This window comes from Pseudaminobacter soli (ex Zhang et al. 2022) (assembly GCF_014595955.1).
Taxonomy (GTDB): Bacteria; Pseudomonadota; Alphaproteobacteria; order Rhizobiales; family Rhizobiaceae; genus Kumtagia; species Kumtagia pseudosoli.
In genome coordinates, this window is the sequence record NZ_JABVCF010000001.1 from 408,654 (window position 1) to 435,407 (window position 26,754).

Annotated in this window: 23 protein-coding genes; 7 read left to right on the forward strand and 16 right to left on the reverse strand. The window is 63.8% G+C overall.

Going from position 1 to position 26,754, the window contains the following annotated elements:
- Positions 1-42: 42 nt before the first annotated feature.
- Positions 43-408, forward strand: coding sequence for a VOC family protein (locus HUI96_RS01930; protein WP_188252925.1), 366 nt, complete (start codon positions 43-45; stop codon positions 406-408).
- A 227-nt stretch (positions 409-635) separates the two neighbouring features.
- Positions 636-866, forward strand: a complete 231-nt coding sequence (locus tag HUI96_RS01935; RefSeq protein WP_188252926.1) for a DUF2093 domain-containing protein — start codon at positions 636-638, stop codon at positions 864-866.
- Positions 867-899: 33 nt separating this feature from the next.
- On the opposite strand, the gene lpxK is transcribed toward HUI96_RS01935, so the two are convergent.
- The 12 genes from lpxK to HUI96_RS30010 all read right to left on the reverse strand — a co-directional run bounded on the left by lpxK (position 900) and on the right by HUI96_RS30010 (position 12,748).
- Positions 900-1,922, reverse strand: coding sequence for a tetraacyldisaccharide 4'-kinase (lpxK, locus tag HUI96_RS01940; RefSeq protein ID WP_188252927.1), 1,023 nt, complete (start codon positions 1,920-1,922; stop codon positions 900-902).
- On the reverse strand, positions 1,923-3,239 hold the full coding sequence (gene waaA / locus HUI96_RS01945) for a lipid IV(A) 3-deoxy-D-manno-octulosonic acid transferase (RefSeq protein ID WP_188252928.1): 1,317 nt from the start codon (positions 3,237-3,239) through the stop codon (positions 1,923-1,925).
- Entirely contained in the window at positions 3,236-4,030 is a 795-nt protein-coding gene (locus tag HUI96_RS01950) for a lysophospholipid acyltransferase family protein (RefSeq protein ID WP_188252929.1), read from the reverse strand. Before HUI96_RS01950 ends, waaA begins: the two co-directional genes overlap by 4 nt.
- Positions 4,027-4,284, reverse strand: coding sequence for a DUF4170 domain-containing protein (locus tag HUI96_RS01955; RefSeq protein WP_188252930.1), 258 nt, complete (start codon positions 4,282-4,284; stop codon positions 4,027-4,029). The genes HUI96_RS01950 and HUI96_RS01955 overlap by 4 nt, the downstream gene beginning before the upstream one ends.
- A gap of 85 nt (positions 4,285-4,369) precedes the next feature.
- Complete coding sequence (locus HUI96_RS01960; protein ID WP_188252931.1) at positions 4,370-5,194, reverse strand: 3'(2'),5'-bisphosphate nucleotidase CysQ; 825 nt, start codon at positions 5,192-5,194, stop codon at positions 4,370-4,372.
- Positions 5,181-6,524, reverse strand: coding sequence for a TldD/PmbA family protein (locus HUI96_RS01965; RefSeq protein WP_188252932.1), 1,344 nt, complete (start codon positions 6,522-6,524; stop codon positions 5,181-5,183). The genes HUI96_RS01960 and HUI96_RS01965 overlap by 14 nt, the downstream gene beginning before the upstream one ends.
- Before the next feature lie 147 nt (positions 6,525-6,671).
- Complete coding sequence (locus tag HUI96_RS01970) at positions 6,672-7,517, reverse strand: patatin-like phospholipase family protein (RefSeq protein WP_188252933.1); 846 nt, start codon at positions 7,515-7,517, stop codon at positions 6,672-6,674.
- Positions 7,517-8,890, reverse strand: coding sequence for a M16 family metallopeptidase (locus HUI96_RS01975; RefSeq protein ID WP_237683907.1), 1,374 nt, complete (start codon positions 8,888-8,890; stop codon positions 7,517-7,519). Before HUI96_RS01975 ends, HUI96_RS01970 begins: the two co-directional genes overlap by 1 nt.
- The gene (locus HUI96_RS01980) at positions 8,887-10,263 is read right to left on the reverse strand and encodes a M16 family metallopeptidase (RefSeq protein ID WP_188252934.1); all 1,377 of its coding nucleotides are present in this window, start codon (positions 10,261-10,263) and stop codon (positions 8,887-8,889) included. Before HUI96_RS01980 ends, HUI96_RS01975 begins: the two co-directional genes overlap by 4 nt.
- Positions 10,264-10,356: 93 nt before the next feature.
- Positions 10,357-10,911, reverse strand: a complete 555-nt coding sequence (gene rsmD / locus HUI96_RS01985; protein ID WP_188252935.1) for a 16S rRNA (guanine(966)-N(2))-methyltransferase RsmD — start codon at positions 10,909-10,911, stop codon at positions 10,357-10,359.
- Positions 10,912-10,916: 5 nt separating this feature from the next.
- Complete coding sequence (locus HUI96_RS30005; RefSeq protein ID WP_337917895.1) at positions 10,917-12,101, reverse strand: pseudouridine synthase; 1,185 nt, start codon at positions 12,099-12,101, stop codon at positions 10,917-10,919.
- Complete coding sequence (locus HUI96_RS30010; RefSeq protein WP_337917905.1) at positions 12,044-12,748, reverse strand: hypothetical protein; 705 nt, start codon at positions 12,746-12,748, stop codon at positions 12,044-12,046. The genes HUI96_RS30005 and HUI96_RS30010 overlap by 58 nt, the downstream gene beginning before the upstream one ends.
- Positions 12,749-12,988: 240 nt before the next feature.
- Here HUI96_RS30010 and HUI96_RS01995 point away from each other — a divergent pair, with 240 nt between their 5' ends.
- Positions 12,989-13,441, forward strand: coding sequence for a deaminase (locus HUI96_RS01995; RefSeq protein WP_188252937.1), 453 nt, complete (start codon positions 12,989-12,991; stop codon positions 13,439-13,441).
- Here HUI96_RS01995 and HUI96_RS02000 read toward each other — a convergent pair whose 3' ends face one another.
- From HUI96_RS02000 to HUI96_RS02015, 4 genes are all read right to left on the reverse strand, one after another.
- Positions 13,442-14,113, reverse strand: a complete 672-nt coding sequence (locus HUI96_RS02000; protein WP_337917853.1) for a hypothetical protein — start codon at positions 14,111-14,113, stop codon at positions 13,442-13,444.
- A gap of 177 nt (positions 14,114-14,290) precedes the next feature.
- Positions 14,291-17,227 (reverse strand): isoleucine--tRNA ligase, encoded by a 2,937-nt coding sequence (ileS, locus tag HUI96_RS02005; protein WP_188252938.1) that lies wholly within the window; start codon positions 17,225-17,227, stop codon positions 14,291-14,293.
- Between the two features lie 245 nt (positions 17,228-17,472).
- On the reverse strand, positions 17,473-18,459 hold the full coding sequence (locus HUI96_RS02010; protein ID WP_188252939.1) for a bifunctional riboflavin kinase/FAD synthetase: 987 nt from the start codon (positions 18,457-18,459) through the stop codon (positions 17,473-17,475).
- Positions 18,460-18,468: 9 nt separating this feature from the next.
- Positions 18,469-19,326, reverse strand: coding sequence for a TIGR01459 family HAD-type hydrolase (locus HUI96_RS02015; RefSeq protein WP_188252940.1), 858 nt, complete (start codon positions 19,324-19,326; stop codon positions 18,469-18,471).
- Positions 19,327-20,767: 1,441 nt separating this feature from the next.
- Between HUI96_RS02015 and HUI96_RS02020 the strand changes: the two genes are divergently transcribed.
- The 4 genes from HUI96_RS02020 to fumC all read left to right on the forward strand — a co-directional run bounded on the left by HUI96_RS02020 (position 20,768) and on the right by fumC (position 26,689).
- Positions 20,768-22,624, forward strand: coding sequence for a TadE/TadG family type IV pilus assembly protein (locus tag HUI96_RS02020; protein WP_188252941.1), 1,857 nt, complete (start codon positions 20,768-20,770; stop codon positions 22,622-22,624).
- Between the two features lie 258 nt (positions 22,625-22,882).
- Positions 22,883-23,179, forward strand: coding sequence for a co-chaperone GroES (gene groES, locus HUI96_RS02025; protein WP_188252942.1), 297 nt, complete (start codon positions 22,883-22,885; stop codon positions 23,177-23,179).
- 58 nt (positions 23,180-23,237) lie between these two features.
- Complete coding sequence (gene groL, locus HUI96_RS02030) at positions 23,238-24,881, forward strand: chaperonin GroEL (RefSeq protein WP_188252943.1); 1,644 nt, start codon at positions 23,238-23,240, stop codon at positions 24,879-24,881.
- Positions 24,882-25,285: 404 nt separating this feature from the next.
- A complete protein-coding gene (gene fumC, locus HUI96_RS02035; protein ID WP_188252944.1) occupies positions 25,286-26,689 on the forward strand; it encodes a class II fumarate hydratase in 1,404 nt (467 codons plus the stop codon).
- The last annotated feature ends 65 nt before the right edge of the window (positions 26,690-26,754 follow it).

A 26,754-nucleotide genomic window follows, 5' to 3' on the forward strand; every position in this document is an offset into this window, starting at 1 on the left:
GACCATTGAATGCTTCGGCCGAGCCGGCCAGAGGAGTGCATCATGATCTCAGGTGCGCATGTCGTGGTCTACAGCACAGACCCGGAGGCTGATCGGCGCTTCTTCCGAGACGTCCTCAACTTCCCTGCCGTAGACGCCGGAGGCGGCTGGCTGATCTTCGCGCTTCCGCCGGCCGAAGTCGCGGTACATCCCACAGCGGAGGGAAGCGAGCACGATCTTTACCTGACGTGCGAGGACATCCAGGCCACCGTCAAAGAGCTGACGGCGCACAACATTCAATGCGGGGGTGTTTCCGACGAGGGTTGGGGACTGCTCACCGAGGTCGTTCTGCCAAGCGGCGCCCGCCTCGGACTGTACGAGCCCAGGCATCCGCGTGCCGTACATGGAACGGCGGCAGCTCATTACTGACGATTCCGCGAGCAAGAAGGGCGTCTCGTTCAATTGTCGCTGAGAGCCGTGCAGGAATGAGGTTCGGCCAGCCGGACATCGCGCCCAATTGTGGTACCCTCAGATGCTGCTCCAGTGATTGCAAGAGTCGTGCCGCGACTGCAGATGCGAACTAAAGCGCCGCATCTGGGGCGCTTGACCTCGCCGGTGAATTGTGGCGGAAGGAGCCGATAGAAAGGGACCATTGCATGAACCGCTTCGAGGGCCCGGGCGCACGAGAAGCCGGGATTCGCTATCTTGACGGAGACTTTCAGGTCACCAGCCCTGGGTCCTTCGTGCGCTGCGCCGTTACGGGCGAACGCATCCAACTGGACGAGTTGAAGTATTGGAGCGTCGCGCGGCAGGAGCCCTATGTCGATGCCAATGCTTCGTTGAAGCGCGAACTCGATCTAAATCCGTCATTGCGCAAGCGCGGCTGATCCGCGACTTGCAGTTCAGACGGGATATCCTGCTCAGAGCGAGGACTTGCGCCGGCGCCAGGCCTCAAGAGTTTGGCTGATAATGCGCCGAGGGGTCTCGGAACTGGCGAAGTCCACTTCGACTTCAACCACCTCGAGCACCTGCCTGATCTCCACGCTCGCCGGTCCTTCGCCCAGCCGCACCGCGTCCTTCGAGGTGGTGACCAGCGCCAGGCCCTGGTCCCGGGCCGTCGTTAGCAAGTCGCGGATCTCCTCTTCCTTGAACGCATGGTGGTCCGGGAATGATCGGGCCTCGACGATGTCCGCGCCGATGCCGCGCAGGGTGACGAAGAATTTCTCGGGATGGCCGATACCCGCAAAGGCGAGCACCCTCTTCCCGGCGAAGCGGTCTGGCGTTCGAGGGGCGAGAGCGGCGTCATAGACCGGCCTCCCCGCGCGCGAGGCGGCGCGCACGACCTCGTCGGCGGCGTGACCGTCGCCCAGACGCAGCACCGCGTCCGCATAGCGCAACTGATCGACGATCTGCGCCCGCAGCGGACCGGCTGGAAGGACCCGGCCATTGCCGACGCCGTGCGCTGCGTCTACGACGAGCAACGCGAAATCCATGTGGATGTGCGCGCTCTGGAATCCATCATCCATGATGACGAAGTCGCAGCCCTGTTCCTCGAGCAGGCGGGCTCCTGCGGTCCGATCCGGCGTGACGGCGACAGGTGCGTGGCGGGCAAGCAGCAGCGGCTCGTCTCCGACCAACTCGGCGCCGTCGCGTTCCGGTTCGACCAGCAGAGGTTTTCGTGCGCGTCCGCCGTGGCCGCGCGAAAGGATGCCCGGCTTCAGTCCCATACGGCCGGCCTCAAGCGCCAGCGCAATGACGACCGGCGTCTTGCCGGACCCACCCACCGTGAAATTGCCTACGCACAGCACGGGTAGTTCGACCTGCCTGCGCGCAGCGGTGACCAGCCGTCGCCGCGCAACCGCACCATAAACGAGGGCAACCGGGGATAGCGCGGCGACGCGCCAGTCCGGCTTCGACCAGAAGGCTGGGGCTTGCGAAAACACTCAGCCCCCGTTGGCGGTTTCCAGCCGCGCTTTCACGACGAGCGGATGGATGAAGGGGTCCAGCGCCCTCAGCGTCTTATCGAGTGCGCCCCGCATGGCCTCGACCGTTGTGGCGCCCGCGGCCATCATCTCGCGGCGCGCCGACTCGTTGGTCAGCAGATAGTTGACGGCACCGGCGAGCATTTCCTTGTCGCGGACCAGCCGCGCGCCGCCGCCGTCCAGCAGCCTTTGATAAGCGTCGCGAAAGTTCTGGACGTTGCGTCCCGACAGGACAGCCGTATCCAGCATGGCTGGCTCGAGCGGGTTCTGGCCGCCCTCTCCGGTCAACGAGCGGCCGACGAAGGCGATCTCGGTCAGGCGCAGGTAAAGGCCCATCTCGCCGATCGTATCGCCGAGCAGAATGTCGGTATCCGGCGCGATCGACTCGGAACTCGTCCGGCGCACCACCTTCAGTCCCATTCCCGACATCTGGCTGGCCAACTCCCCCGCTCGCTCCGGATGACGCGGCACGATGATCGTGAGAAGGCCCGAATGTCGGTTGCGCAGCATGCGGTGAACCTCCGCCGCGACCTGCTCCTCGCCGTCATGCGTGGAGACGGCCGCCCAGGTCGGGCGATTGCCGATCTGGCTGCGCAGCAGATCCACCGCCGCGTCGTCGGCAGCCGGCGGCGCGACGTCGACCTTCAGGTTCCCTGATACCGTGACAGGGCGCGCCCCCAGAGCCTGGAACTTTTCTCCGTCGACATCCGATTGGGCGACGACGTGGGCAAGGTTCTCGAACAGCGCTTCGGCGATGTGGGGCCGCTTCTTCCACGACTGGAACGATCGGTCGGAGAGCCTGCCGTTCACGAGCACCTGCGGCACCCGGCGTTCGCCAAGTTCCAGGATGGTCATGGGCCATATCTCCGACTCCGCCATTATGGCGAGGTCGGGGGCCCAATGGTCCAGGAAGCGATCCACCGCAGGCTTGAGATCGAGCGGCACATATTGATGGATCACCCGCTCGCCCAACTGCTCGTCAGCCACGCGCGCCGACGTGACCGTTCCGGTCGTGAGCACCACATTCACGCCATAGCCGAGGATGCGCCGCACCAGGGGCACGACCGCGTTGGTCTCGCCGACGCTTGCTGCATGGATCCAAACGATCGGCCCTGGCGGGCGTGGCTTGCTGGGGCGGCCGTATCGCTCGCGGCGACGGGCAGGATCCTCCTTGCCGCGGCTTGCCCGCCAGGCGACATAGGGGCCGATCAGCGGATAGACGGCAGCGCCCGCCAATCGATAGCCGTTCAGCAGCGTGCGTGCCCAGCGCTCGCTCATCGGCGTTGATCGGCGATCCGGTAGGCTTGCTCTGTCGCTTCGTTGAGCCTGGCGGTGACCTCCTGTCTCTTCGCCTCGAGCTCGGCTTCGCTGGCGTCCGCAGGAACCAGGACGGATTCTCCCACGATCACGGCGGAGCGGCCGAATGGGAGATTGATCGTCGTCTTGTCCCAACTCCTCTCGAGCACCTTGCGACGGCTGGTTGCAATCGCCAGTGGAACGATCGGACGCCCCGAAAGCCGCGCCAGGGTCACGATGCCCATGCCGGCCTGGCGTGGCGTTCCGTGCGGTATGTCGGCGATCATGCAAACGTTAGTGCCTGCATCCAGCGCCTTTTTCATGGCGACGAGCGCCTGTGCTCCACCCTTGCTGGCGCGCTTCTCGCCGCGCCCGCCGGAGCCGCGCACCGTCTTGAAACCGAATTTTTCCAACACCAGCGCGTTGAGCTCCGCATCGGCGCTGCGCGAGACCATGGCGATGATCTCCTCACCGTGCGTGTAGACCGTAGGGGCCAGAAGATGCTGGCCATGCCACAGCGCCAGGATCGCCGGGGTCAGCGCCTCATGCGCCTTGTTGAGATCGGTCGAACCTTCTGCAGCCGGGTTGGTGAGGCGTATGAACCTCAGCGCGTGGGCGAGCAGGGTGGCGATCGCGCCCTTCGCAAAACGCGACTCGGCCAAAGGCTGCCGGATACGCCGCCAGAAAGCTTTCAGTGGTCCCGCCGGACGCCGCGGCTTCTTCTTCTTCGCAGGAGCGGCCGCGCCGAGCTGCGATACCGGAATGTCGCTCATTCCTTGGCTTTACCCGGTGCGCTGCCTTCCGGATCGAGCAGCCGATGCAGGTGAACGACGAAATAACGCATATGTGCATTGTCGACGCTGGCCTGCGCCTTAGCCTTCCAGGCCGCCAGAGCGGAGGCATAGTCCGGGAAGATGCCGACAATGTCGAGCTTGTCGAGATCGCGGAATTCGGTCGCCTTCAGCGACTTCAATTCGCCGCCGAAGACAAGGTGCAGAAGCTGCTTCTTGCTGTCCTGCTCAGCCATGGGAAAATCCTGAGTCGCTCTGAAATGCGTGCATTGCTCTAGATGAATTTCCGGTCTTTTGGAACACTCGGACGCCTAAAGGGCGTCAGTCACCCGGCTGCCGGTGCGCTTGGCGCGCAATCACGCCGGCCATGCTCTCCAGGAGTTCGCCGCTTCCGGCCGCGAGCGCGCCATGCGAGACCTTGGGTCCTGCATAGGTCGGCCGTTCCCGCCTGCCGTCGACAACCGTGCCCCCTGCCTCGCTCAGGATCAGGTCGGCTGCGGCGAGATCCCAATCGTGCGAGTTCGGTTTGACGAAGGTCGCATCCAGGCTGCCGTCGGCAATCCTGGCGATCCGGTAGGCAAGCGAGGGTATGTGTCCGACCCGCTTCAACCTTTCCTGCCAGGACCTCGGCAGTCCCTCCAGCATCGGCTTAGGCCCGGCGATCTCGACCTCATTTCCCGGCCGTCTGACCTTCAGCCTGGAGGCGTTGCGAAAGGCTCCGCGACCGGGCAGCGCCCAGTAGGTGTGCCTGCGGGCCGGACATTCCAGTACGCCGGCAATCGGCCTGCCGTTCTCGACGACGGCGAGACTAACGCACCAGAGGTCCAGTCCTTGAAGGAAGCCGCGTGTCCCGTCGATGGGATCGACGACGAAGGTCCGCGCCGCATCGAGCCGCGCCGCCGAGTCGGCGGTCTCCTCGGAAAGCCAGCCATAATCGGGCCGTGCAGCAAGAAGGTTTTCGCGCAGAAACCGGTCGACCGCGAAATCCGCCTCGCTCACCGGCGAACTGCCGGCCTTCATCCAGACTTCCGGATCCTGCCGGAAAAAGCGCATGGCGATCTTGCCGGCTTGGCTTGCCGCGTCACGCAAGAGATCGAGATCGGCCTCCAGCCCCTCGCCCAGTGTGATTTGCTCAGCTTCCGGCAAGCGTCATGCCTTCGATGAGCAGGGTCGGCGCCGCGGTGGCATAGTTGCGGTCGAGATCGTTCGCGGGGACCATCCGAGGGAACATGTCCTTCAGGTTGGAGGCGATCGTCACCTCCGAAACAGGGTAGGCAAGCTCGCCGTTCTCGATCCAGAAGCCCGAAGCGCCGCGGCTGTATTCGCCCGTCACCATGTTGACGCCTTGGCCGAAGACTTCCGTCACGTAGAAGCCCGAGTTCACCGATCTGATCAGCGCCTCCGGCGTCTGGTCCCCCGGCTCAATGGAAAGATTGGTGGAGGTCGGAGACACCGAGGAGCCGCTGCGTGCGCCGCGGCCGTTGGTGGTCAGCCCCAGCTCGCGTGCGGCGGACGTCGACAGGAACCAGTGCTGCAGCACGCCCTTGTCGACCATGATGAGCGTCGGACCGTCGATGCCCTCGCCGTCGAACGGCCTGGAGGCCTGTCCGCGCGGCCGGGCCGGCTCGTCGATCACCGTGATTTGGGCCGAGGCCACCTGCTTGCCCATCATGTCGCGCAGGAAGCTGGTCTTGCGCGCCACCGATGCGCCGTTGATCGCGCCCGCCAGGTGGCCGGCGATGCCGCGCGCGACGCGCGGATCGAACACCACCGTTACAGGACCGGTCTTGGCCTTTCGCGGATTGAGGCGCTTCACCGCGCGTTCGCCGGCCTTGCGGCCAATCTCATCGGGCGCGTCCAAGTCGGCGAAATGAAGGCGGGAGGAGTACTCGTAATCCCGCTCCATCCCGACGCCCTCGCCCGCGATGACGCTTGCGGACCGGGAGAACCGCGTGCCGACATACTGGCCTAGAAACCCGTGCGATGTGGCAAGCACCAGGCCGCCGAGGCCGCCGCTGGCGCTGCTACCGGCGGAATTGGTGACACCGGAGACCGCAAGCGCGGCTTCCTCGGCCGCCAGCGCGTCCTCTTTCAACCGCTCAGCGGAAACTTCGGTCGCATCGTAGAGGTCGAGGTCGCGCACGACCGTCGCCAGCAATGCGGCGTCGGCCAGGCCCTGATACGGGTCCTCCGGCGAGACGCGAGCCATGGCGACGGCACGCTCGGCCAAGGTCTTCGCATCTGATGCCGCCGTGGCGGAGACGCTTGCGACCCGCCGGCCGACGAAGACTCTCAGCGCAACGTCGTCGCCTTCCGCGGAATTCGTGGATTCCACCTTGCCCAGCCTGACGGATACGCCCGTGGAGCGGCCACGCACAACGACGGCGTCGGCAGCATCGGCTCCCGCCGCCTTCGCGGCGTCCACCAGTGCTGAGACACGGTCGATCAGGGCAGCGGTTTCTAAGGTCTTGTCCATGGGGAGCGAAATTCCCGTTTGCTGGTGCACCATCTATTGCTCCGGTCCGGCTTAGGCAATGGTTCGCCGTTGCCAGCCCGGCCGTGCTCACGGAGCCGGCGTGCGCGGTGCTGCCCGTTCGGCCTGGGCCCCCGCCTCAGAGGCTGCTTAGGCCCGCAGCCGCAACTGGCCTCCATTTATCAGCCTGTCGACAGCGCGCTTAAGTTCGTCCTTGATGACCACCGTCTCCGTGAGCAGGGCCTCGACCTTGAGGAAGTCGAGCACCTTATAGCCTGATACCGGTGGTCTCAGGAGAATGTCGGGCCGGCTATGCTCAAGCTTTCCGGAGATGATCGACTGCATCATCAGTTGGGTGGCGCCCAGCATGAGTTCGATCGAGCTCAGCTTGCGGCGCGCTCGCATCGCCGGAGCGGCGACGACATCGACCGCAATCACGAAGTCCGCCAGTCCGGTCAGAAGGTCGTACGGCACGGGATTGTAGATGCCGCCGTCGATGAAGAGGCCCCCACCGCGTCGGACCGGCCGGAAAATCGCGGGGATCGCTGAAGAAGCGGCAAGGGCCGACAGCAGATCGCCATCCTCGAAGACAGCCAGTTTGCGGCCATAGAAGTCCGTGCCCGTCACCTTGAGGGGAATCTGCAGTTCCTCGAACCGATCGGGAATGGCATCCGGGAGAAAGGATTTTAGAATCCGTTCTATGTTGAACTGGCTGAGGCCCAGTCCACCCTGCCAGGCCTCCAGGAAGGTACCGGGCCGGGCGCGCCATATTCGGCTTGCGACTTCTGCCCGGCGCCCCAACAGCGACGACGCGTAGTGGTGTATGTCGCGGCCCGACATTCCCGCCGCCATGCCGGCTCCCATGATAGCGCCGATCGAGGAGCCGGCTATCGCGACAGGTTGTATTCCGAGTTCATCGAGCGCCTCGATGACATGTATGTGCGCGAGGCCCCTCGCCCCTCCCCCGCCGAACGCAACAGCGAAGGTTGGGCTCATCAGTGCCCCTCGCCTGCTGGCTTTTCGGGCGGGCCAACGATGAGGGCAGCCGGGTCTGTTCGAAGCAGCTTCTGCGCCACCGCTCGCGTATCATCGAGAGTGACCGCATCGATTAGCCCAGCGCGCCGCTGGATATAGTCGGCCCCTAATCCGTCGATCTGCAACTGAACCAGGGTGGACGCGATCGCCCCCGAAGAGTTCAGGTTGTTGATGGCGTAGGCGCCGATCAGATACTGCTTCGCGGCGGCCAGTTCCGCCTCCGTGGGCCCGTTCTCGGCCATATCTCTCACGACACCTCTTATAACGCCCAAGGTCTCGGTCCCCTTGCCCGCCCGGGTGGAGGTGCTGATCACAAGCGAGTCCGTATGCTCGCGGTCTACCAGAGCCGAAGATATGCCGTATGTCAGCCCGCGCTTCTCGCGCACCTCCTGGAAGAGGCGCGAGGTGAAGCTGCCTCCGCCAAGGACATGGTTCATGAGAACAGCCGCGAAGAAATCGGGCGAGTGGCGCGACACCCCCGGATAGGCGAGGCTGAGGCTCGTCTGCGGCAGCTTGTATTCGAACCGGACTTGCTGATCGAGCTTGGGCAGGATGTCTGGGACGAGTGCGAGCGTGGGTTTTTCGGGCAGCGTTCCGAAGAGACGATCGAGTTGGAGCTTGAGCGTCTCGGAATCGATTGCACCCACAACGGCGATCTTGAGTTTCTCGCGGGCAAAGACCGCCTTGTGCAAGGAACGTAGATCGTCCGCCGTAATCGAGTTGAGCGATTGTTCCGTACCTTCGCTGGGACGTGCATAGGGGTGGTCGCCATAGAGCGCGGCGAGCCACCGCTTGCCCGCTTGCGCCTCGGGATTGTTCGCCTCGCTCTGGATCCCCGTGATCATCTGACCCCGGATGCGGTCGATCGGATCCTGGTCGAAGCGAGGAGCGGTGATCGCTAGGCGAAGCAGATCCAGTGCCTCGTCCCGCTTTTCGGCCAGCATGCGCATTGAGCCGTACAAGTTGTCGCGATCCGACCGGAAGCTCATTTCCGCCCCCGAATCATCGAGCCGGGTCTGGAAGGCATCGCTGTCGAGATCGCCGGCGCCTTCGTCGAAGAGGCCGGTCATGAGGGTCGTCAGACCCTCCTTTCCGCGCGGATCCTGCGAGTCTCCACCGGCAAATGCGAAGCGAACGGAGATGATTGGAACCGAATAGTCCTCGACCAGCCAGGCGGATACGCCGCCGGGGGACACCACCTGCTGGATTTCGACCTCAGCCTTGGCCGGAGAAACGACTAGGACCGCGAAAACCCCGAGAGTGGCTGCGATGGAAGAGAGAAAGCGACCTGCGCTCGCCGCCGGCCGTCCGGCGGTCATGGAATGTATGCTCAATTCGGTGTCTCCGCGGCAGGCAGAAGATAGGAGGTGACCATCCGCTGCGGGTCCAGGTACTTCAGCGCCGTGGACTGGACCTTCGCAGCGGTGACCGCCCGGATGCGTTCCGGCCATTCCTGCACGTCCTCGACCGTCGCGCCCGTCGCAAGCGCCGTGCCATAGATGTGGGCTAGGCGGGATGGCTTGTCCTGAGCGAAGACGGTGCTCCGCACCAGCCGGTTCTTGGCGCGCTCGAGTTCTTCGGCAGAGACCCCGTCGCGGCGGATGCGCGCGATCTCGCTCTCCACTCGCTGCTCGAGGTCACCCAGCCCCTCCGGGCTCCTGGGCGCGCCGTACACAACGAAGCTCGTCTCGTCGAGCATATCACCATCGTACTGGGAACCAGTAGCAGCGGCCACCGGATCCTTCACGACGAGATTCTGATAAAGCCGGCTACGCGCACCACCGCCGAGGATCTCGGCCAGCAGTTCCAGGGCTTCCGCCTCACCAGGATCTCCCGTCCGCCGCGACGGCGTCAGCCAATATTTCCCGAAACTGGGAATGCCGACACGGGCGTCGCTCATCTTCACGGCGCGACTGGCGTCGTTCGGCGGCTCGCTCGGGCGGACACGCGGCGGCAGGTCCTCACCGCGCTCGAGCTTCCCGTAGGTCGCTTCAGCCATGGCGCGAACACTCTCTGCCGTGACGTCGCCGGCAACCACCAGCACGGCATTGTTCGGCCGGTAGTAGCGGTCATAGAAAGCCTTGGCGTCGGCGCTGTTGAGCTGCTCTATTTCATGCATCCAGCCGATAACCGGCTGCCGATAGGGATGGTTCCTATAGAGCGTCGGCTGCACCTCCTCCGAAAGCAGGGCCTGCGGATCGCCGTCGATGCGCGAACGGCGCTCCTCCATGATCACCTCGCGCTCCGTTGCGACGACGGCGTCGTCGATGATCAGGTTGCGCATCCGGTCCGCCTCGAGCGCCATCATGGTCGGGAGGGCTTTGGGAGGAACGGTTTCATGATAGGCGGTGTAGTCGTAGGTAGTGAAAGCATTCAGTTCGCCGCCGATCGATGACACCATAGCATCGAGTTCACCGGAGGGGTGGTTCTTCGTGCCCTTGAACATCAAGTGCTCGAAAAAATGAGCGATCCCCGATTTGCCGGGCTGCTCGTCGGCGCTGCCGACCTTGTACCAGACCATGTGGGTGACAATGGGCCCCCGGTGGTCGGGGATCACCACGACCTCCATGCCATTGTCGAGAACGAAGTTGGCTACGGGTTCCTGTTTGGCCGCCTCTGCCTGTACGAATTGAGTCGGAAACGTAATCAGAAGGAGCATCAGAGCCGCTGCCGCAAAATGGCGCGGCGAATGTAAACGATAGTTCATGAAGGTTCCTGGACGAGTATTTCGACTTATATGGGGGCGCGAAATCAGGGGAAAAGCCGTTGCCCGCCATGAATATGTCGAAAAAGGCAGAAGTCAGACGTTCATCAAAAAGTGAACGATCGTTTCCCCGTAGGAGCGCTGTTCGACAAGTTCGAAGTCAGGAATAGGCGCCAAAGCAACTGTTGCGCTCTCCTCGAGAACGCAAAGTGCACGCGGCTGTAGCCACCCGCCGGCGCGAGCAGAGACAAGTGCTTTCTCGCCGAGGCCCTTCCCATAAGGCGGATCGGCGAAGAGCAGGTTGAACGGTGAAATCGTTCCCACTTGCCCCAGCTTCGTTGTGTCGCGGCGAAAGATCTTGGTGCGGCCGGTCAGGCCGAGCGCTTCTACATTGGCACGGAGGAGCCCCCGTCCCTCGGTCGACTCCTCCACGAACATGCAGAAGGATGCACCGCGGGAGAGCGCTTCGAGGCCGAGAGCACCCGTACCCGCGAACAGATCGATCACTCGGGCGCCTGCCAATCGGTCGCCGAAGCGATGCGCGATGACATTGAACACGGCCTCGCGGGTGCGGTCGCTCGTGGGGCGGATGCTGCTGCCGCGCGGCGTGGCCAGCGGCCGGCCCCGGAACTCCCCCCCGACGATCCGCATGTCGCCTATTTGTCCCTGCGCGGCTTGCCGGAGTGCGGCCGCCCGCCGGCGCCGCCCTCGCGGCCATATCCCGGCTTGCCAGGACGCTTCCCGGCCGGATCCTTCCGCTCGCCGAATGGCTTGGCCTCTTCGTGCTTGCCTTGCGGACGCGCACCCGGCGCCATCCAGACATTGGACTTGCGCGCCCCGGGCGGCTCGATGGGGCGCTGCTCACGCTCGCCGAACTTGCGTGGGCCACGCTCCGGCTTGCCCGGCCGGCCATCGCCAAAGCCGGGCCGCTTCGGCTTTGTGGTCAGCCGTCCCAGAGCGTCGTCCCGCATACGGTCCCTGCCGCGGCCGCGGTTCTTGATTAGCCCGCCCTCGCCCTCGATTAGAGGCTTCCGCTCCGGTGTGCTGGCGCGGCTCGGCCGATCGTCCTCGCGCGCCTTCGGACGGTTGCTGAAGGGCTTCGCGATGTCTGCATCGAAGTTCGCGCCAGACTCCTCGATCAGCCGCTCGCCGAGTTGGTCACGCAGCGTCCGGCCCTTGAGCTCCTGGACGTGGCCCTCGGGAAGTTCGCCCAGTTGGAACGGGCCGAAGGAGACCCGGATCAGACGGCCAACCTCCAGGCCGAGGGCGCCGAGAATGTTCTTCACCTCGCGGTTCTTGCCTTCGCGCAGACCGACCGTCAGCCAGGCATTGCTGCCCTGCTCGCGATCCAGGGTCGCCTCGACCGAGCCGTAGAAGATGCCGTCGACGGCGATGCCGTCCTTGAGCTTGTCCAGGTCCGCCTGGGTGACCTTGCCATGGACCCGCACGCGGTAGCGCCTGAGCCAACCCGTGGCCGGCAGTTCGAGCGTGCGGGCAAGCCCGCCGTCGTTGGTAAGGAGAAGCAAGCCCTCGGTGTTGATGTCCAAACGCCCGACCGTGATCAGTCTCGGCAGATCCTGCGGCAATACGTCGAAAACCGTTTGGCGGCCCCCGGGATCGCGGCTTGTGGTGACCACGCCGGCGGGCTTGTGGAAGAGGAAGAGCCGTGTACGCTCGACCGGCGGCAGCGGCGCGCCGTCGATCTCGATCGCGTCGTCAGGCATGACGTTGAAGGCCGGCGTATCGAGGACGCGGCCATTGACCTTCACCCGGCCGTCTTCGATCAGCGCCTCGGCGTCGCGGCGCGAGGCAATTCCTGCACGCGCCAGCCGCTTGGCGATGCGCTCGCCGGCGGCCTCTTCGGCTGGCGGTCCGCCCCGATCGCGACGCTCGCCGTGGAACTCCTTGCGGGGGCGGGCTTCGTCCCTGCCAAATGCAGGCCGCTCGCGCCCCTCGGGACGGAACCGCCCCTTGTCATCGTGAGATCCGGAACGACCTTCAGACCGAAATTGACCCCTCTCTCTTTGCTGGTCACCACGTCCTTCAGACCGAAATCCGCCTCGGCGTTCGCTCCGCTGGGCGCCTTCGCCCCGATCTTCACGCGGCCGGAATTCGCGCGGCCGGAAATCACCGGATGTCCCCGGACGCTCGGAGCGTTTCTCGAATCGGCGACCTTCCGGACGCTCTCCCGTATGCGTCCTTCCCTCGGTGCTTCGCGGCTTGTAGCCACCGGCCGCGTCTTCACGCTCGCGACGCCCCGGACGAGGTGCGCGCGGCTCGAAACCCTCACCCGACCGGCCTTCGCCACGCCAGGGCCGACCTGGGTCGGACCGGCCCGATCCGCCCTCTGACCCATCACGGCCGAAACGCCTTGGCTCCTCGCCTCTGCCGGCCCCTCTCGTCTCTTCACGATTTCGGAAATCGCCCTGCTTCTTGGGCCGAAATTCGCGCGGGGCGGCACCGCCCGACGCACTCTCATCCGAGTCATTGCGCTTCCAACGGCTTCCCGGGCCGTTCGCTCCCTTGTTGAAGTCTCCCTCCTTGGCGAACTTGGGACGGTCCGTGCGGCCGCGCCCGCTCTCTGAGCGGAAACGGTCGTTGTTTCCGCCGCGCGGCTTGCCCCTTGCAGAGGGTTTTCTCGGTTTGTCGTCCATTAGCTTTGCCTTTCGCGGCGGGATGTAGCAGTAACGCTTATGACCTGCGAGGGAAATGTCCCGATGGTATTCCGGTGAACAGACCCGATTTCATGGGCCTTGCGCTGGCAGAGGCCGAGAATGCGGCCGGCAGAGGCGAAGTGCCGATCGGCGCGGTGCTGGTCAGCGGCAACGATGTGGTGGCCAGGGCCGGCAACCGCACCCGCGAACTGAATGATGCCACCGCTCATGCCGAAATGCTCGTCCTTCGGGAAGCATCGGCCAAGCTGGGGGCGGAGCGCCTCGGTGGCTGCGACCTCTATGTGACGCTGGAGCCCTGCACCATGTGCGCCGCGGCGATCTCCTTCACCCGCATCCGGCGGCTCTATTTTGGAGCGACGGACGAGAAGGGCGGCGCGGTCGTCAGCGGCGTCAGGTTCTACTCAGCCCCAACCTGCCATCATGTCCCGGAGCTCTATCCCGGGATCGGCGAACGCGCTGCCGCCGATCTCCTGGTGCGCTTCTTCAGGGAGCGGCGCGAGCCCTAATCAAAAGGGGTTTATGTCGGCCCACTTCGGCAGGCTAAAACCCTTGTTCTTCCGGGCCTGCGCCTTCAGCCGCCGTTCCTTCTTGATCTCGTCCTCGCCAACATCGCCGGTCGGAGCGGTCGCCGCGGCTTGCCGGTATTCGAGTGGCGGCTCGCTGAGGTATTTGCGGTTCGTGGGACTTCCCTGCCGTTCCTCGGCCAGCTTCTTGCGGAACTCCTCGCTCTGCTTGGTCGTGTTGATGCCGACGGGGGTCACACCAGAGTCCCCGTAGCGCGCGCTCTGGCCCGTGGGTGTCGCCTCCCTGGGCCGTGCCGTGGCACGAGCGAGATCCGGCTCGATCTGCGGACGCCAGCCGGGCTTGTCGCGGTTCTCGTCGGCTTCGGCGCGCAGCCGGGCCCGCTTCTGCTCGGGTGATTCGGGCCAAGCTGGATTTTCGGCGGAGGCCACGCTCTGCTGCGGCTCAGGCAGCGTTGCCGTGGAGCCCTTCGCCGGCTTCACCAGTTCGGGCCGAGGCTTGTAATCGATCGACTGCCGCTCCTTCGGCCCGAGCGCCAGGATATTGCTGACGTCGCTCATCAACTGCTCATTGGCGGTCTTGTCCGTTCCATAGGTGGGCGAGCCCACGCAGCCGGACACCGCCGCTCCGGCCGCCAAAATACCCGCAAGAGCCACGATTTTTCGCCGGCGCCGTTCCGCAAGTCCACGCACTGTCAATGCAAATGCCTCTCGAAAACCGCCCCGACTCGTCCCCAGATCGGGCATGGCGGGAGAATCCGGCGATAGTTTGTCACCCAGAATGGTTACCCCTCTACCCCAGAGGGCGGAAAACGGCAACGATTGCGGCGTTGTTCACAGCACTCCAAGCGATCTGAGCGCGCGCAGCGCCGAGGCGTCGCGCGCGGACACGTCCGGAAAATCCGGGTCGGAACCGACATCGTCCGTGTAGCGCCAGGAGCGCGCGCACTTCCGCAGTCCGCGATCCCCGGCCAGCGTCACCTCGACGGCGACGCCGGGCACCTCGTCCAGGCGGAACGCGTCGGCCGGGGCCTCGCGGTCGGAGTACTTGAGATCGCTTGTGATCGCGATCTCAGCCAGGTCCTCGGCCGGAACCACTTGCGCCAGCGACGGGTCCTCGAAGTACAGGACCGGCACGGCCTCCAGCGAGGAGCCGATCACCTTGTTGGCGCGCTCGATCTCCAGCGCCGCGGTAACGACGCTCCTTATTCTCCTGATCTTCCGCCATTTTTCGGCAAGCGCGTCATTGCGCCATTCGGCCGGTACGGTCCGGAACTGCTCGAGATGGATCGAGATGCGGTCCGGATAGCGCTCCAGCCAAGCCTCCTCCATGGTGAAGGGCAGCATCGGCGCGAGCCATTTCGCGAGGTGCTCGAACAGGTGCCTCACCACCTGCACCGCCGCCTGCCGCCGCACGCTCGACGGCGCGTCGCAGTAGAGCGCGTCCTTACGGATGTCGAAGTAGAACGCCGAGAGGTCGACCACCATGAAGTCGAGCAGCGCCTTGGCGACACGCTTGAAGTCGAACGCGTCGTAGCCGCTGCGGACCAGATCGTCGAGTTCGGCCAGCCGGTGCAGCATAAGCTGCTCCAACTCCGGCATTTTTTCCAGCGGCACCTCGCTGCCGTCGTCGTGAGCCAGCGTGCCCAGCATCCAGCGGATCGTGTTGCGCAGCTTGCGGTAGGCGTCGATGTTGGTCTGCAGGACGTTCTTGCCGAGCCGCTGGTCCTCCCAGTAGTCGGTGGTCATCACCCAGAGCCGCAGGATGTCGGCGCCGGACTGCTTCATCACGTCCTGCGGCACGACGACATTGCCGAGCGACTTCGACATCTTTCGGCCGTCCTCATCCATGGTGAAGCCATGGGTGACGACGGTGTCGTAGGGCGCGCGGCCTCGGGTCCCGCAGCTTTCGAGCAGCGAGGAGTGGAACCATCCGCGATGCTGGTCTGAGCCTTCGAGATAGACGTCGGCCGGCCATTTGAGATCGGGCCGGTCCTCAAGCGTGAAGGTGTGGGTCGAGCCGGAATCGAACCACACGTCGAGGATGTCCTTGACCATGACCCAGGGTTCGTTGGCGCGGCTGCCGAGGAAGCGCTCGCGCGCGCCTTCGGCAAACCAGGCATCCGCCCCTTCCGCCTCGAAGGCCTCGAGGATGCGGGCATTGACCGCCTCATCCTTCACCACGTTGCCGTCCTCGTCGGCGAAGACGCAGATCGGCACGCCCCAGGCGCGCTGCCGCGACAGCACCCAGTCCGGCCGCTCCTCGATCATCGAGCGCAGGCGTGTCTGGCCGGCAGCCGGCACGAAGCGCGTGTCGTCAATGGCCGCGAGGGCGCGTGAGCGCAATGTGGTGGCATCGCCGAGTTCCTTGTCCATATAGACAAACCACTGCGGCGTGTTGCGGAAGATGACCGGCTTCTTCGAGCGCCAGCTGTGCGGATAGCTGTGCTTCAGCCGCCCCCGCGCGAACAGCATGTTGCCCTTGATAAGTTCGTCGATGACGGCCTTGTTGGCGTCGCCCTTCTTGCCCGCATCGTCGATGACGCGCGCCGGCCCGCCCTCGCGATCCGGGCCGAAGCCCGGCGCATCTTTGGTGAAGAAGCCGGCATCGTCGACCGTGAACGGCAGGCGCGTGTCGATGCCGCGCTTTTCGAGTGCGGCGGCAGCATCCATCCAGGCGTCGAAGTCCTCGCGGCCGTGGCCGGGAGCGGTATGCACGAAACCGGTGCCGGCATCGTCCGTGACATGCTCGCCCGCCAGCATAGGCACGGGGAATTCATATCCGCCACCCAGGCCTTCGAGCGGATGGGAGAGCGTGAGGCTTTCAAGCTCTTCAGCCGGCACGGTCCGAAGGCGGTTCAAGACGACCTTGGCCTTGGCGGACGCCTCCTCAGGCAGCGCATCGGCGAAGATCAGCTTTTCGCCGGGCTGCGGTCCATAGTTGTTCTCGGCCGCCGTCACCTCGTAGAGCCCGTAGCTGATGCGCGACGAATAGTTCACCGCACGGTTGCCGGGGATGGTCCAGGGCGTGGTCGTCCAGATGACGACATGGGCGCCTTCCAACGCAGGCACGCCCTTCTCGACCGGGAACTTCACCCAGATCGTGTCGGACTCATAGTCCTGGTACTCGACCTCGGCCTCGGCCAGCGCAGTGCGCTCGACGACCGACCACATCACGGGCTTCGAGCCCCGATAGAGTTGGCCCGACATCGCGAACTTCAGGAGTTCGCCGGCGATCCGCGCCTCGGCGTGGAAGTTCATGGTGGTGTAGGGGGTCTTGAAATCCCCGACGACGCCGAGCCGCTGGAACTCGTCGCTCTGGATCTTGATCCACTTCTCGGCATAGGCGCGGCATTCCTGGCGGAAGGCGACCATCGCAGTTGGATCGGAGAGGTCGGGCTTCGACTTGCCTTTCGAGCGGTAGTTCTCCTCCTCGATCTTCCACTCGATCGGCAGGCCGTGGCAGTCCCAGCCGGGTACGTAGTTGGAGTCGTAGCCGCGCATCTGGAAGGAGCGCGTGATCACGTCCTTCAGGATCTTGTTGAGGGCATGTCCGATATGGATGTTGCCGTTGGCATAGGGCGGGCCGTCGTGGAGCACGTATTTCGGCCGGCCGTCGGCATTCTCCCGCAGAAGGCGGTAGAGGTCCATCTCCTGCCAGCGGGCGACGATCTGCGGTTCCTTCTCCGGCAGGCCGGCCCGCATGGGAAAATCGGTCTGCGGCAGGTAGAGCGTCTTCGAATAGTCGATCTTCTCGCTGGTATCGGTCATCGTCTTGCCATCAACACTGCCCGCGCCGCTGGCGCCCGGGCGTTCAACTATCACGATTGGGGAAAAGCGCGAATGCGCTCAGGCAAAAAGGGGGTCCCGGAACTTCCGCGCGAGCCTCAGGCCGCGAGGAAGGCCGGGCCGATAATTCGTATCGTGACGGCGGCATATCGCATGGTCGCGCTCAATAGCGAATAGCGGCGGTGAGATAAAGGGTTGAAACGCACGCGCGGGTCGCACCGACGCTGCTAAAACGCCAGTTTCAGATCTAGCTCGGAGAGCGGCCGGACGCCGGCCAGCAGGGCGCGTGCTTCTTCCTTGTCCCGGTGCATCTGCGCAGTCAGTGCATCCAGGCCGTCGAACTTCTCCTCGCCGCGCAGGAAACCAAAGAAGGTGACCTGGCACACTTCCCAATAGAGATCGCCCTCGAAGTCGAAGACGAAGGTCTCGAGCAGTGGATTGCCCGACTCGTCCACCGTTGGCCGCCGGCCATAGCTCGCAACACCGTCGAACAGTTCGCCATTGGCCCGGCGCAGCCGCACCGCATAGATCCCGTGGCGCAGGAGTTCGTCATCGGGCGTCACCATGTTGGCCGTGGGAAAGCCCAGCGTGCGGCCGAGCTTCTTTCCGTGCACCACCTCGCCCTCGATCGTGTAGCGATAGCCGAGCAGGCCTGCCGCCTGGGCGACGTCCCCTTGCGAAAGAAGATGCCGGATACGGGTCGAAGATACGGCCTCGCCGCCTTCGTCGCAGAACGCCTCCACCGTGGTGACGGCGAATCCGCGCTCCTCGGCGGCGCGTTTCAGGAAGGCCGGGTTGCCTTGCCGGTCATGACCGAAATGGAAGTCCAAGCCGGTGACCACGTGGGAAACCCCCATGTCTCTCACAAGGACGTCGTCGATGAAGTCGAGGGCGGGCCGGGCTGCAAAACTCTTGGTGAACGGCTCCTCCACCACCGCATCGAAGCCGAGCAGCCGCAGAATACGGGCTTTCATCGGCGCCGGCGTGATGCGCGCGACTACTGCCTCCGGGCGAATGACCGATCTGGGATGCGGCTCGAAGGTGAGTGCAAGCGCGGGCAGACCCTTGGACCGCGCCAGTTCCAGCGCGCAGTCCAGTACCGCTCGATGGCCGCGATGGACGCCGTCGAAATTGCCGATCGCCACCACGCTGCCGCGCAGGCTCTCGGGCAGCCGCCCCGCCCCCTCGATACGATGGAATCCGGTCAAACTCATCCTGCGGGTCTATCTCAGACGCGGGATGACGGCCACCGGATGATGGCCGTGGCGGGCCAGGAACTCGGCAAGGAGTTGCTCGTCGGGTTCGTGCGGATTGCCATATTCGCCTGCGTGAATACCCGCGGAAACGTAGAGGATGTCGAGGCCGTAGTCCTCCGCACCCTTGACGTCCGTCATCATGCCGTCGCCGATCGCGAGAATCTCGCTGCGGTCCAGTTCGCGGCCGAGCAACTCGCAGGCGGCCTGCATGGCCGCGTCGTAGATCGGCCTGTGCGGCTTGCCCGCGATAAGGGTACGGCCGCCGAGTTGGGCATAATCGCGAGCGAGCGCCCCGGCGCAGTAGATGAGACGATGTCCGCGCTCCACCACGATGTCCGGATTGGCGCATACGAACGGCAGGTTGCGCGCTCGAAAGCGCCGCAGCATGTCCGCATAGTCGTCCGGCGTCTCCGTCTCGTCGTCGAAGAACCCGGTGCAGACGACGACCTGGGCCTCGAACTCCTCCACCAACTCGACCTCTAGCCCTTCGTAGAGGCCGAGATCCCGCTCCGGTCCGAGATGGAAGATTTTTCGCGGGCCCTCTTTTACCAGTTGTCGCGTCACATCGCCCGAGGTGACGATGCGGTCATAGCCGGACTTTACGCCCAGTCCCGTGATCTGCTTCTCTACATCCGGCCAGAGGCGCGGCGCGTTGGTGATGAGGACGACCGCAATGCCGCTTTGCCGTGCCTGCTCCAGCGCCGCCTCGGCATGGCTGAAGGCGTCGACGCCATTGTGCAGCACGCCCCAGACGTCTGAAAGAATGACGGAGTAGGATTTCGAAATCTCAGCGAGCGACGAAATCATATTGAGTGTGCCCGCCATGGAATTCCTTTCGTTCGGGGTGATGCGCGGAGGACGGCGTCCGGCTGCCACGGGGCAATTAACCGGAACTTATCACCCTGTCACGAGCTTTGACTTAACGGCGTCGCGCCGTCGTGCAAGATTGAGAGGCTGGTTGCGGCCAAGGGACGGGCGTGCAAGGCGCTAAGGGGCTTGGGGAGTACAATGAAGCGCGGAGTTCTTGCCGTTGCGGGAGCAGCCGTCCTGTGCGGTGCGTGCGTATATGTCTTGCGCGGTATTCTCGCATCCGGTGTGCCCCTGACCGACATCGTTCTCGCGACCTGTGCGTCCGCTTTACTGCTTGCTGTGTTTTCGGCTGCCTTGGCACTGCGCGCGGCGCAGCGCGCACGACGGGCACATGTGGAGATGGCGAGACTGGCCCGCTCGGTCGAGTCTGCGATAATCGAGTTGACCTCGCGACATGCCCGGCAGGAAGCAAGCGGACCCGGGCACGAAGACACTTCGGCACAGACGGAGCTTCCGCCGGATAATGTGGTGCCCCTGCCCACGGTTCGGATTGTCTAGGCTGCCGCGACGCCGCGCTACACGAGCCGGTCGGAGAGTTAGCAAGTCGCGCTAACGTGATGATGTTCAATGATGTTTGTCGGGCACAACGCGTCAGTTGGCGCTAAGTATGAATGAGCCCTCCCTTCGATCCATCGCGGAGGAGTGCGAACCATGGCCAGTCCTGCAACATCCGCCGATTGCCGTTGTGATCTTCCAGGAATCCGCCTCCGGGTCGGGTACTATCGTTTCGCAAGCTGTACGCCTCCCACGCGCCTGTCTCATCGATCCGAATACGACTTGAAGCGGCTTCAAGGAGATTGGAAATGCGACAGTTCCGCAGAATAACGATCATGCTGATGGCCGGCGCCACCGCCTGCCTCCTGGGCTCTCAGGCGTATGCTTGGCAGCAGTCTCCGACGCACAGCATTCGGCATGGTCAGACGCACAGCACCCGGCATCATCAGACATACCACATACGGCGTGCTCCTACATACGGCGGGTACTATCGTCAGCCTCGTACATATGGCGGGTACTATACGCAGCCGCCTTCGACATACAGCATGGGGTACCCCCGCTATCCTGGAATTTACGACCTGGCGCCTGGCTACAGCCCACCGGTGACCAACTGCGGGATGGCGGGCGCTACCTGCGTGCGCTGAAGCTGCGGTTTCCTGAGCAGGGTTACGTCACGAACTTGTCGGAGAACCGCGAGGTACTTTTCCGAGCCGGCCGCAGGTCCTGGCTTGAAGGCATTGACTTTTCCGGTCGCGATCGTCGCGGCAGATGGATATTCTTGCGACCTGTAGCATGGTTAACGGCGGCTGAAGGCGGTGACGAAATTTGCACCATACTGAAAGAGGCGATGTTCAACTCTTTTTGGGATGATTCCGGGAACTAGGATTCCCGGGGTCTTTTGATGCTACGCAAGTTCTGGGCCGATCGTTGCGGCAATTATGCCATGATGACGGTCATCGCCATGCTCCCGCTGATGGGTGGACTGGCAGTCGCCGTTGACTACTCGGAACTGTCGCGGGAGCGCAGCCTAGCCCTGAATGCGCTCGATGCTGCCGCCCTCGCGACATCCCTCCGCTATCTGGAGGGCGGCACCGAGGCGCAACTCCGGACCTATGCCCATGCCTACTTCATGGCTAATGCCAACGGGCTCGATCCGAGCAAGGTGACCCTGACAGTTACCCTTCCGGACAACAGTCAGGGTGGAGGCTCGCTCAAGCTGCGTGTTGACGGGAAGTACAGTCCCTATTTCCTGCCGGTGCTGACCAGCATGCTCGGCAAGAACGCGGTCAATCAGGTCAATTTCAGCGCGGAGACCGAGATCCGGCTGAAGAACACTCTGGAAGTCGCACTCGTCCTCGACAACTCGGGGTCGATGTCAGAGAAGGGCGGCAGTTCGGGCAAGGTCCGGATGGATCTCTTGAAGGCCGCGGCTAAGGAATTAGTGAAGACGCTCGCGGGCGAAGGCAACAAGATGAAGCAGGTGGCCAAGCCCGTGCAGTTCTCTGTCGTGCCGTTCGCTGCCTCCGTCAACGTGGGACCTGATAAGGAAAACGCATCCTGGATGGACCAGAACGGGATCTCGCCGATCCACCATGAAAACTTCGACTGGACGACTATGTCCAAGAGCTTCAACTCGAATAAGTACGTCGAGCCCGTAGGCACCGCCTGGTATATGCGGGGAACCGGGTGGGGCTCGCAGAAGGACAAGCCGGTGACCCGCTTCACCATGTACAAGGACGTGAAGTACCAGCCCTGCACGGAATACTACGGCAATGGCTCCTGCAAGACTTTGGGAACTGCTGCGGCTTTCGCCTCATGGAAGGGTTGCGTAGAGGCGCGCCCACATCCTTATAATGTCGATGATACGCCGCCGTCGACCACCACGCCGGCGACGCTGTTTGTACCCATGTTTGCACCCGACGAGTCGAGCGACGACACGAAGCCCTATAACAGTTGGTTCCCGGATGGCACTTCCAACTCGAGCCAGCTCACGCGTCAATCCTATATGCCGAAATATTTCACCACGGCGCAGCTTCAGTCCGGCGAAAGCGTGAGATCGGGCGACAAAGTCACCGTCGGACCCAACCAGAGTTGCACCACCGTGCCGATCACGCCGCTAACGGACGTGACCATCGCCGCAGGCCTTTCGGCGATCAACACGGCCATCGACGCGATGCAGCCGAACGGTGCCACCAACGTTCCCGAAGGCATGGCTTGGGGCTGGAGAACGGTGTCCAGCGGCGCTCCTTACACGGAAGGACGATCGGAGAACGAGAAGGGCAACGACAAGGTCGTGATCGTCGTGACCGACGGTGCCAACACCTACTACAGGCCGGACTCCCTCAACTACAGCGACGGTGCCGGCAACATGTCGACGTACTCTCCGCTGGGTTATGTGAAGATGGTTCTTGATAGCACCAAGACCGGCCGCATCTTCCAGGGGACCAGCAGCGCGATTTCGAAGACGAACTACGCGAACGCGAACTATACGAACGCCATGAACGAGCACTTCAAGGATCTGTGCAAGAGTGCCAAAGAAAAAAAGATCATGGTGATGACGGTCGCACTCGACTTGGACGCATCCAAGTCCGCCGAGAAGACCCAGATCAACATGCTCAAGGAATGTGCGTCGGAATCCCGATACCGCAAGGAAGGCGGCAGCCCGGCCAAGCTGTTTTGGAACTCTACCGGCGCCAGCCTGTCGGACGACTTCAAGGCGATCGGCAACGAACTCTCGAACCTGCGCATCGTCGGCTAATCAGCCGTCCTCTTTATGACCCCCAGCCCCGCCAATCGGCGGGGTCCTTTTTCGGGGAGGGCCGACCGGACAGACTTCCTGCCGCACGAAAATGAAGCCCGCCGAGTGCGCCTGCCAAATCGCTCAATCCCTTGACATCGCGGCAGCCGTCGTCTATCTGCGCGCTACATTAGCACTCACTCAGGGCGAGTGCTAATGACAGTCCGGCCAGCCCGGACGGAGGAACCTCTCAACATCCGTTTCGAAGGATAGTCAATCATGGCAACGTCGAATTTCCGGCCGCTGCACGACCGCGTGGTGGTCCGCCGCATTGAGGCCGAAGAGAAGACCGCCGGCGGCATCATCATCCCCGACACCGCCAAGGAGAAGCCGCAGGAAGGCGAGATCATCGCCGTCGGATCGGGTGCTCGCGATGAGACCGGCAAGCTGGTCCCGCTGGATGTGAAGGCTGGCGATCGCGTGCTGTTCGGCAAGTGGTCGGGCACCGAGGTCAAGCTGAACGGCGAAGACCTGCTGATCATGAAGGAATCCGACATCATGGGCATCATCGGCTGAGGCCGGTCGCCCCTCCCCTGTATTTGTTAAATAAGGGCATTGAGCCCAGGAGCTTGAAATGGCTGCTAAAGACGTAAAATTCTCCCGCGACGCCCGCGAGCGCATGCTGAATGGCGTCAACATCCTTGCCGACGCCGTGAAGGTCACGCTGGGTCCGAAAGGCCGCAACGTCGTCATCGACAAGTCGTTCGGCGCACCGCGCATCACCAAGGACGGCGTCACCGTCGCCAAGGAAATCGAGCTTGCCGACAAGTTCGAGAACATGGGCGCGCAGATGGTGCGTGAGGTCGCTTCCAAGACCAACGACCTGGCCGGCGACGGCACCACGACTGCGACCGTTCTGGCCCAGGCCATCGTTCAGGAAGGCGCCAAGGCCGTTGCCGCCGGCATGAACCCAATGGACCTGAAGCGCGGCATCGACCAGGCGGTCATCGAGGTGGTGGCCAATCTCGGCGCCGCTGCCAAGAAGATCAACACCTCTGAGGAAGTCGCGCAGGTCGGCACCATCTCCGCCAACGGCGAGAAGGAGATCGGCGAGATGATCGCCGAGGCCATGCAGAAGGTCGGCAATGAGGGCGTGATAACGGTCGAAGAGGCGAAGACCGCCGAGACCGAACTCGAGGTCGTCGAGGGCATGCAGTTCGACCGCGGCTACCTGTCGCCGTACTTCATCACCAACCCGGACAAGATGGTTGCCGAACTCGAGGACGCCTATATCCTGCTCCACGAGAAGAAGCTCGCCAACCTGCAGGCCATGCTGCCGGTGCTGGAAGCGGTCGTGCAGACCTCCAAGCCGCTGCTCATCGTGGCCGAGGACGTCGAGGGCGAGGCACTGGCCACGCTCGTCGTCAACAAGCTGCGTGGCGGGCTGAAGATCGCCGCTGTCAAGGCTCCAGGCTTCGGTGATCGCCGCAAAGCCATGCTCGAGGACATCGCCATCCTCACCGGCGGCCAGGTCATCTCCGAAGACCTCGGCATCAAGCTCGAGAACGTCGGTCTCAACATGCTCGGCCGCGCCAAGAGGGTGCGCATCGAGAAGGAGAACACCACGATCGTCGATGGCGCCGGCAAGAAGGAAGAGATCCAGGGCCGCGTCGCCCAGATCAAGCAGCAGATCGAAGAGACCACCTCCGACTACGATCGCGAGAAGCTGCAGGAGCGCTTGGCCAAGCTCGCGGGCGGCGTTGCGGTGATCCGCGTCGGCGGTGCCACCGAGATCGAGGTCAAGGAGAAGAAGGACCGCGTGGACGACGCCCTCAACGCGACCCGTGCGGCCGTCGAGGAAGGCATCGTTGCGGGCGGCGGCGTCGCGCTGCTGCGGGCTTCGTCCTCGCTCAAGGTCAAGGGGGCCAATGCCGACCAGGATGCGGGTATCAACATCGTGCGCCGCGCTCTGCAGGCTCCGGCTCGCCAGATCGCTGCCAACGCAGGCGCCGAAGCGTCGATCGTTGCCGGCAAGATCCTCGAGAACAATGCCGCCACCTTCGGCTACAACGCTCAGACCGGTGAGTATGGCGACATGATCACCATGGGCATCGTCGACCCGGTCAAGGTCGTGCGCACCGCCCTGCAGGATGCCGCTTCGGTCGCCGGCCTGCTGGTCACCACCGAGGCCATGATCGCCGAGGCTCCGAAGAAGGAGTCGGCTGCTCCGGCGATGCCCGGCGGCGGCATGGGCGGCATGGGCGGTATGGACTTCTAAGTCCGTCACAGCCAAGTCTATCGAGGGGCGGCAGCGATGCCGCCCCTTTTTTTGCTTCATAGGAGGGGTGCAAAATGGGCCCCAGGCTCTTTGGAGCAAAGTTGATTATCGGCGGAACCCAAGGTCACCCTGCGCATTTCATAATCGTGCTAGGTGGACGACGGATTCACTCCGAAGCATCCACTGATGCCACGGAACGCCTCGCCGGAGCCCTCACCGGCGAGGCGGCTTTTATGAGGGAAACTTGACGTCATCGATGCAGGATTCGGTCGGCTAGCACCGTTCGCAAAGGACGAGCCCTCCCTCTCAATCGATTGGATTTCCGCGCTCACCCATTCTGCCCTTGAAGGCTGTTGTGCAACGCGATAGGCCCATGCCGCAAAGCGGAAGCGTAGGAGGCGGTGGTGAGCGAAGGCGCGAACAAGGCACGGATTGAAACGGACACCTTTGGGCCGATCGAAGTCCCCGCCGACCGCTACTGGGGCGCGCAGGCGCAACGCTCGCTGGGCAACTTCAAGATCGGCTGGGAGAAGCAGCCGCTGGCCATCGTGCGCGCGCTGGGCATCGTCAAGCGCGCCGCCGCCGAGGCCAATATGGAACTCGGCCGCCTCGATCCGACGATCGGCAAAGCGGTAGTGGAGGCATCGCAGGAGGTCATCGAAGGCAAGCTCAATGACCACTTTCCGCTGGTGGTCTGGCAGACCGGCTCGGGCACGCAGTCCAACATGAACGCCAACGAGGTGATCTCGAACCGCGCGATCGAGCTCCTGGGCGGCGAGATGGGCTCGAAGAAGCCCGTCCACCCGAACGACCACGTGAACATGAGCCAGTCGTCGAACGACACCTATCCGACGGCCATGCACATCGCCTGCGCCGAGCGGATCGTCCACGACCTGCTGCCCGCGCTGCGCCACCTGCATGCGGCGCTCGACGCCAAGGCGAAAGAGTTCGCGCACATCGTCAAGATCGGCCGCACGCACACCCAGGATGCCACACCTCTGACGCTCGGCCAGGAATTCTCCGGCTATGCGGCCCAGGTCGCCTCCTCGATCAAGCGGATCGAGTTGACGCTGCCCGGCCTACAGGAACTCGCCCAGGGCGGCACGGCGGTGGGTACCGGGCTCAATGCCCCGATCGGCTTCGCCGAGAAGGTGGCCGAGCGCATCGCGGCCATCACTGGCATCGACTTCGTCAGTGCGCCAAACAAGTTCGAGGCGCTCGCCGCGCACGACTCCATGGTGTTCTCGCACGGCGCCATCAACGCCGCGGCCGCTGCGCTCTACAAGATCGCCAATGACATCCGGTTCCTGGGCTCTGGCCCGCGCTCGGGACTGGGAGAACTGTCGCTGCCCGAGAACGAGCCTGGCTCGTCGATCATGCCGGGCAAGGTCAATCCCACGCAGTCCGAGGCGCTCACGCAGGTCTGCATCCAGGTAATGGGCAACCAGGCGGCCATCACCTTCGCCGGCAGCCAGGGCCATTTCGAGCTGAACGTCTACAATCCGCTGATGGCCTACAATTTCCTGCAGTCCGTGCAGTTGATGAGCGACGCGGCGGTCTCCTTCACGGACAATTGCGTGGTCGGCATCGAGGCGCGGGAGGACAATATCAGAGCAGCTTTGGAGCGCTCGCTGATGCTCGTGACGGCGCTTGCGCCGACGATCGGCTACGACAATGCGGCCAAGATCGCCAAAACCGCTCACAAGAATGGCACCACGTTGCGCGAAGAGGCGCTGGCGACCGGACTGGTGACCGCCGAGGAGTACGACCGCATGGTTCGGCCGGAGGAAATGACGCGCCCCGGGTAAACCCCTGGGGCAGATGCCTCCGCTGTTCAATAGAAGTGAACGATGCGTTGACGTGTAGGTACCTT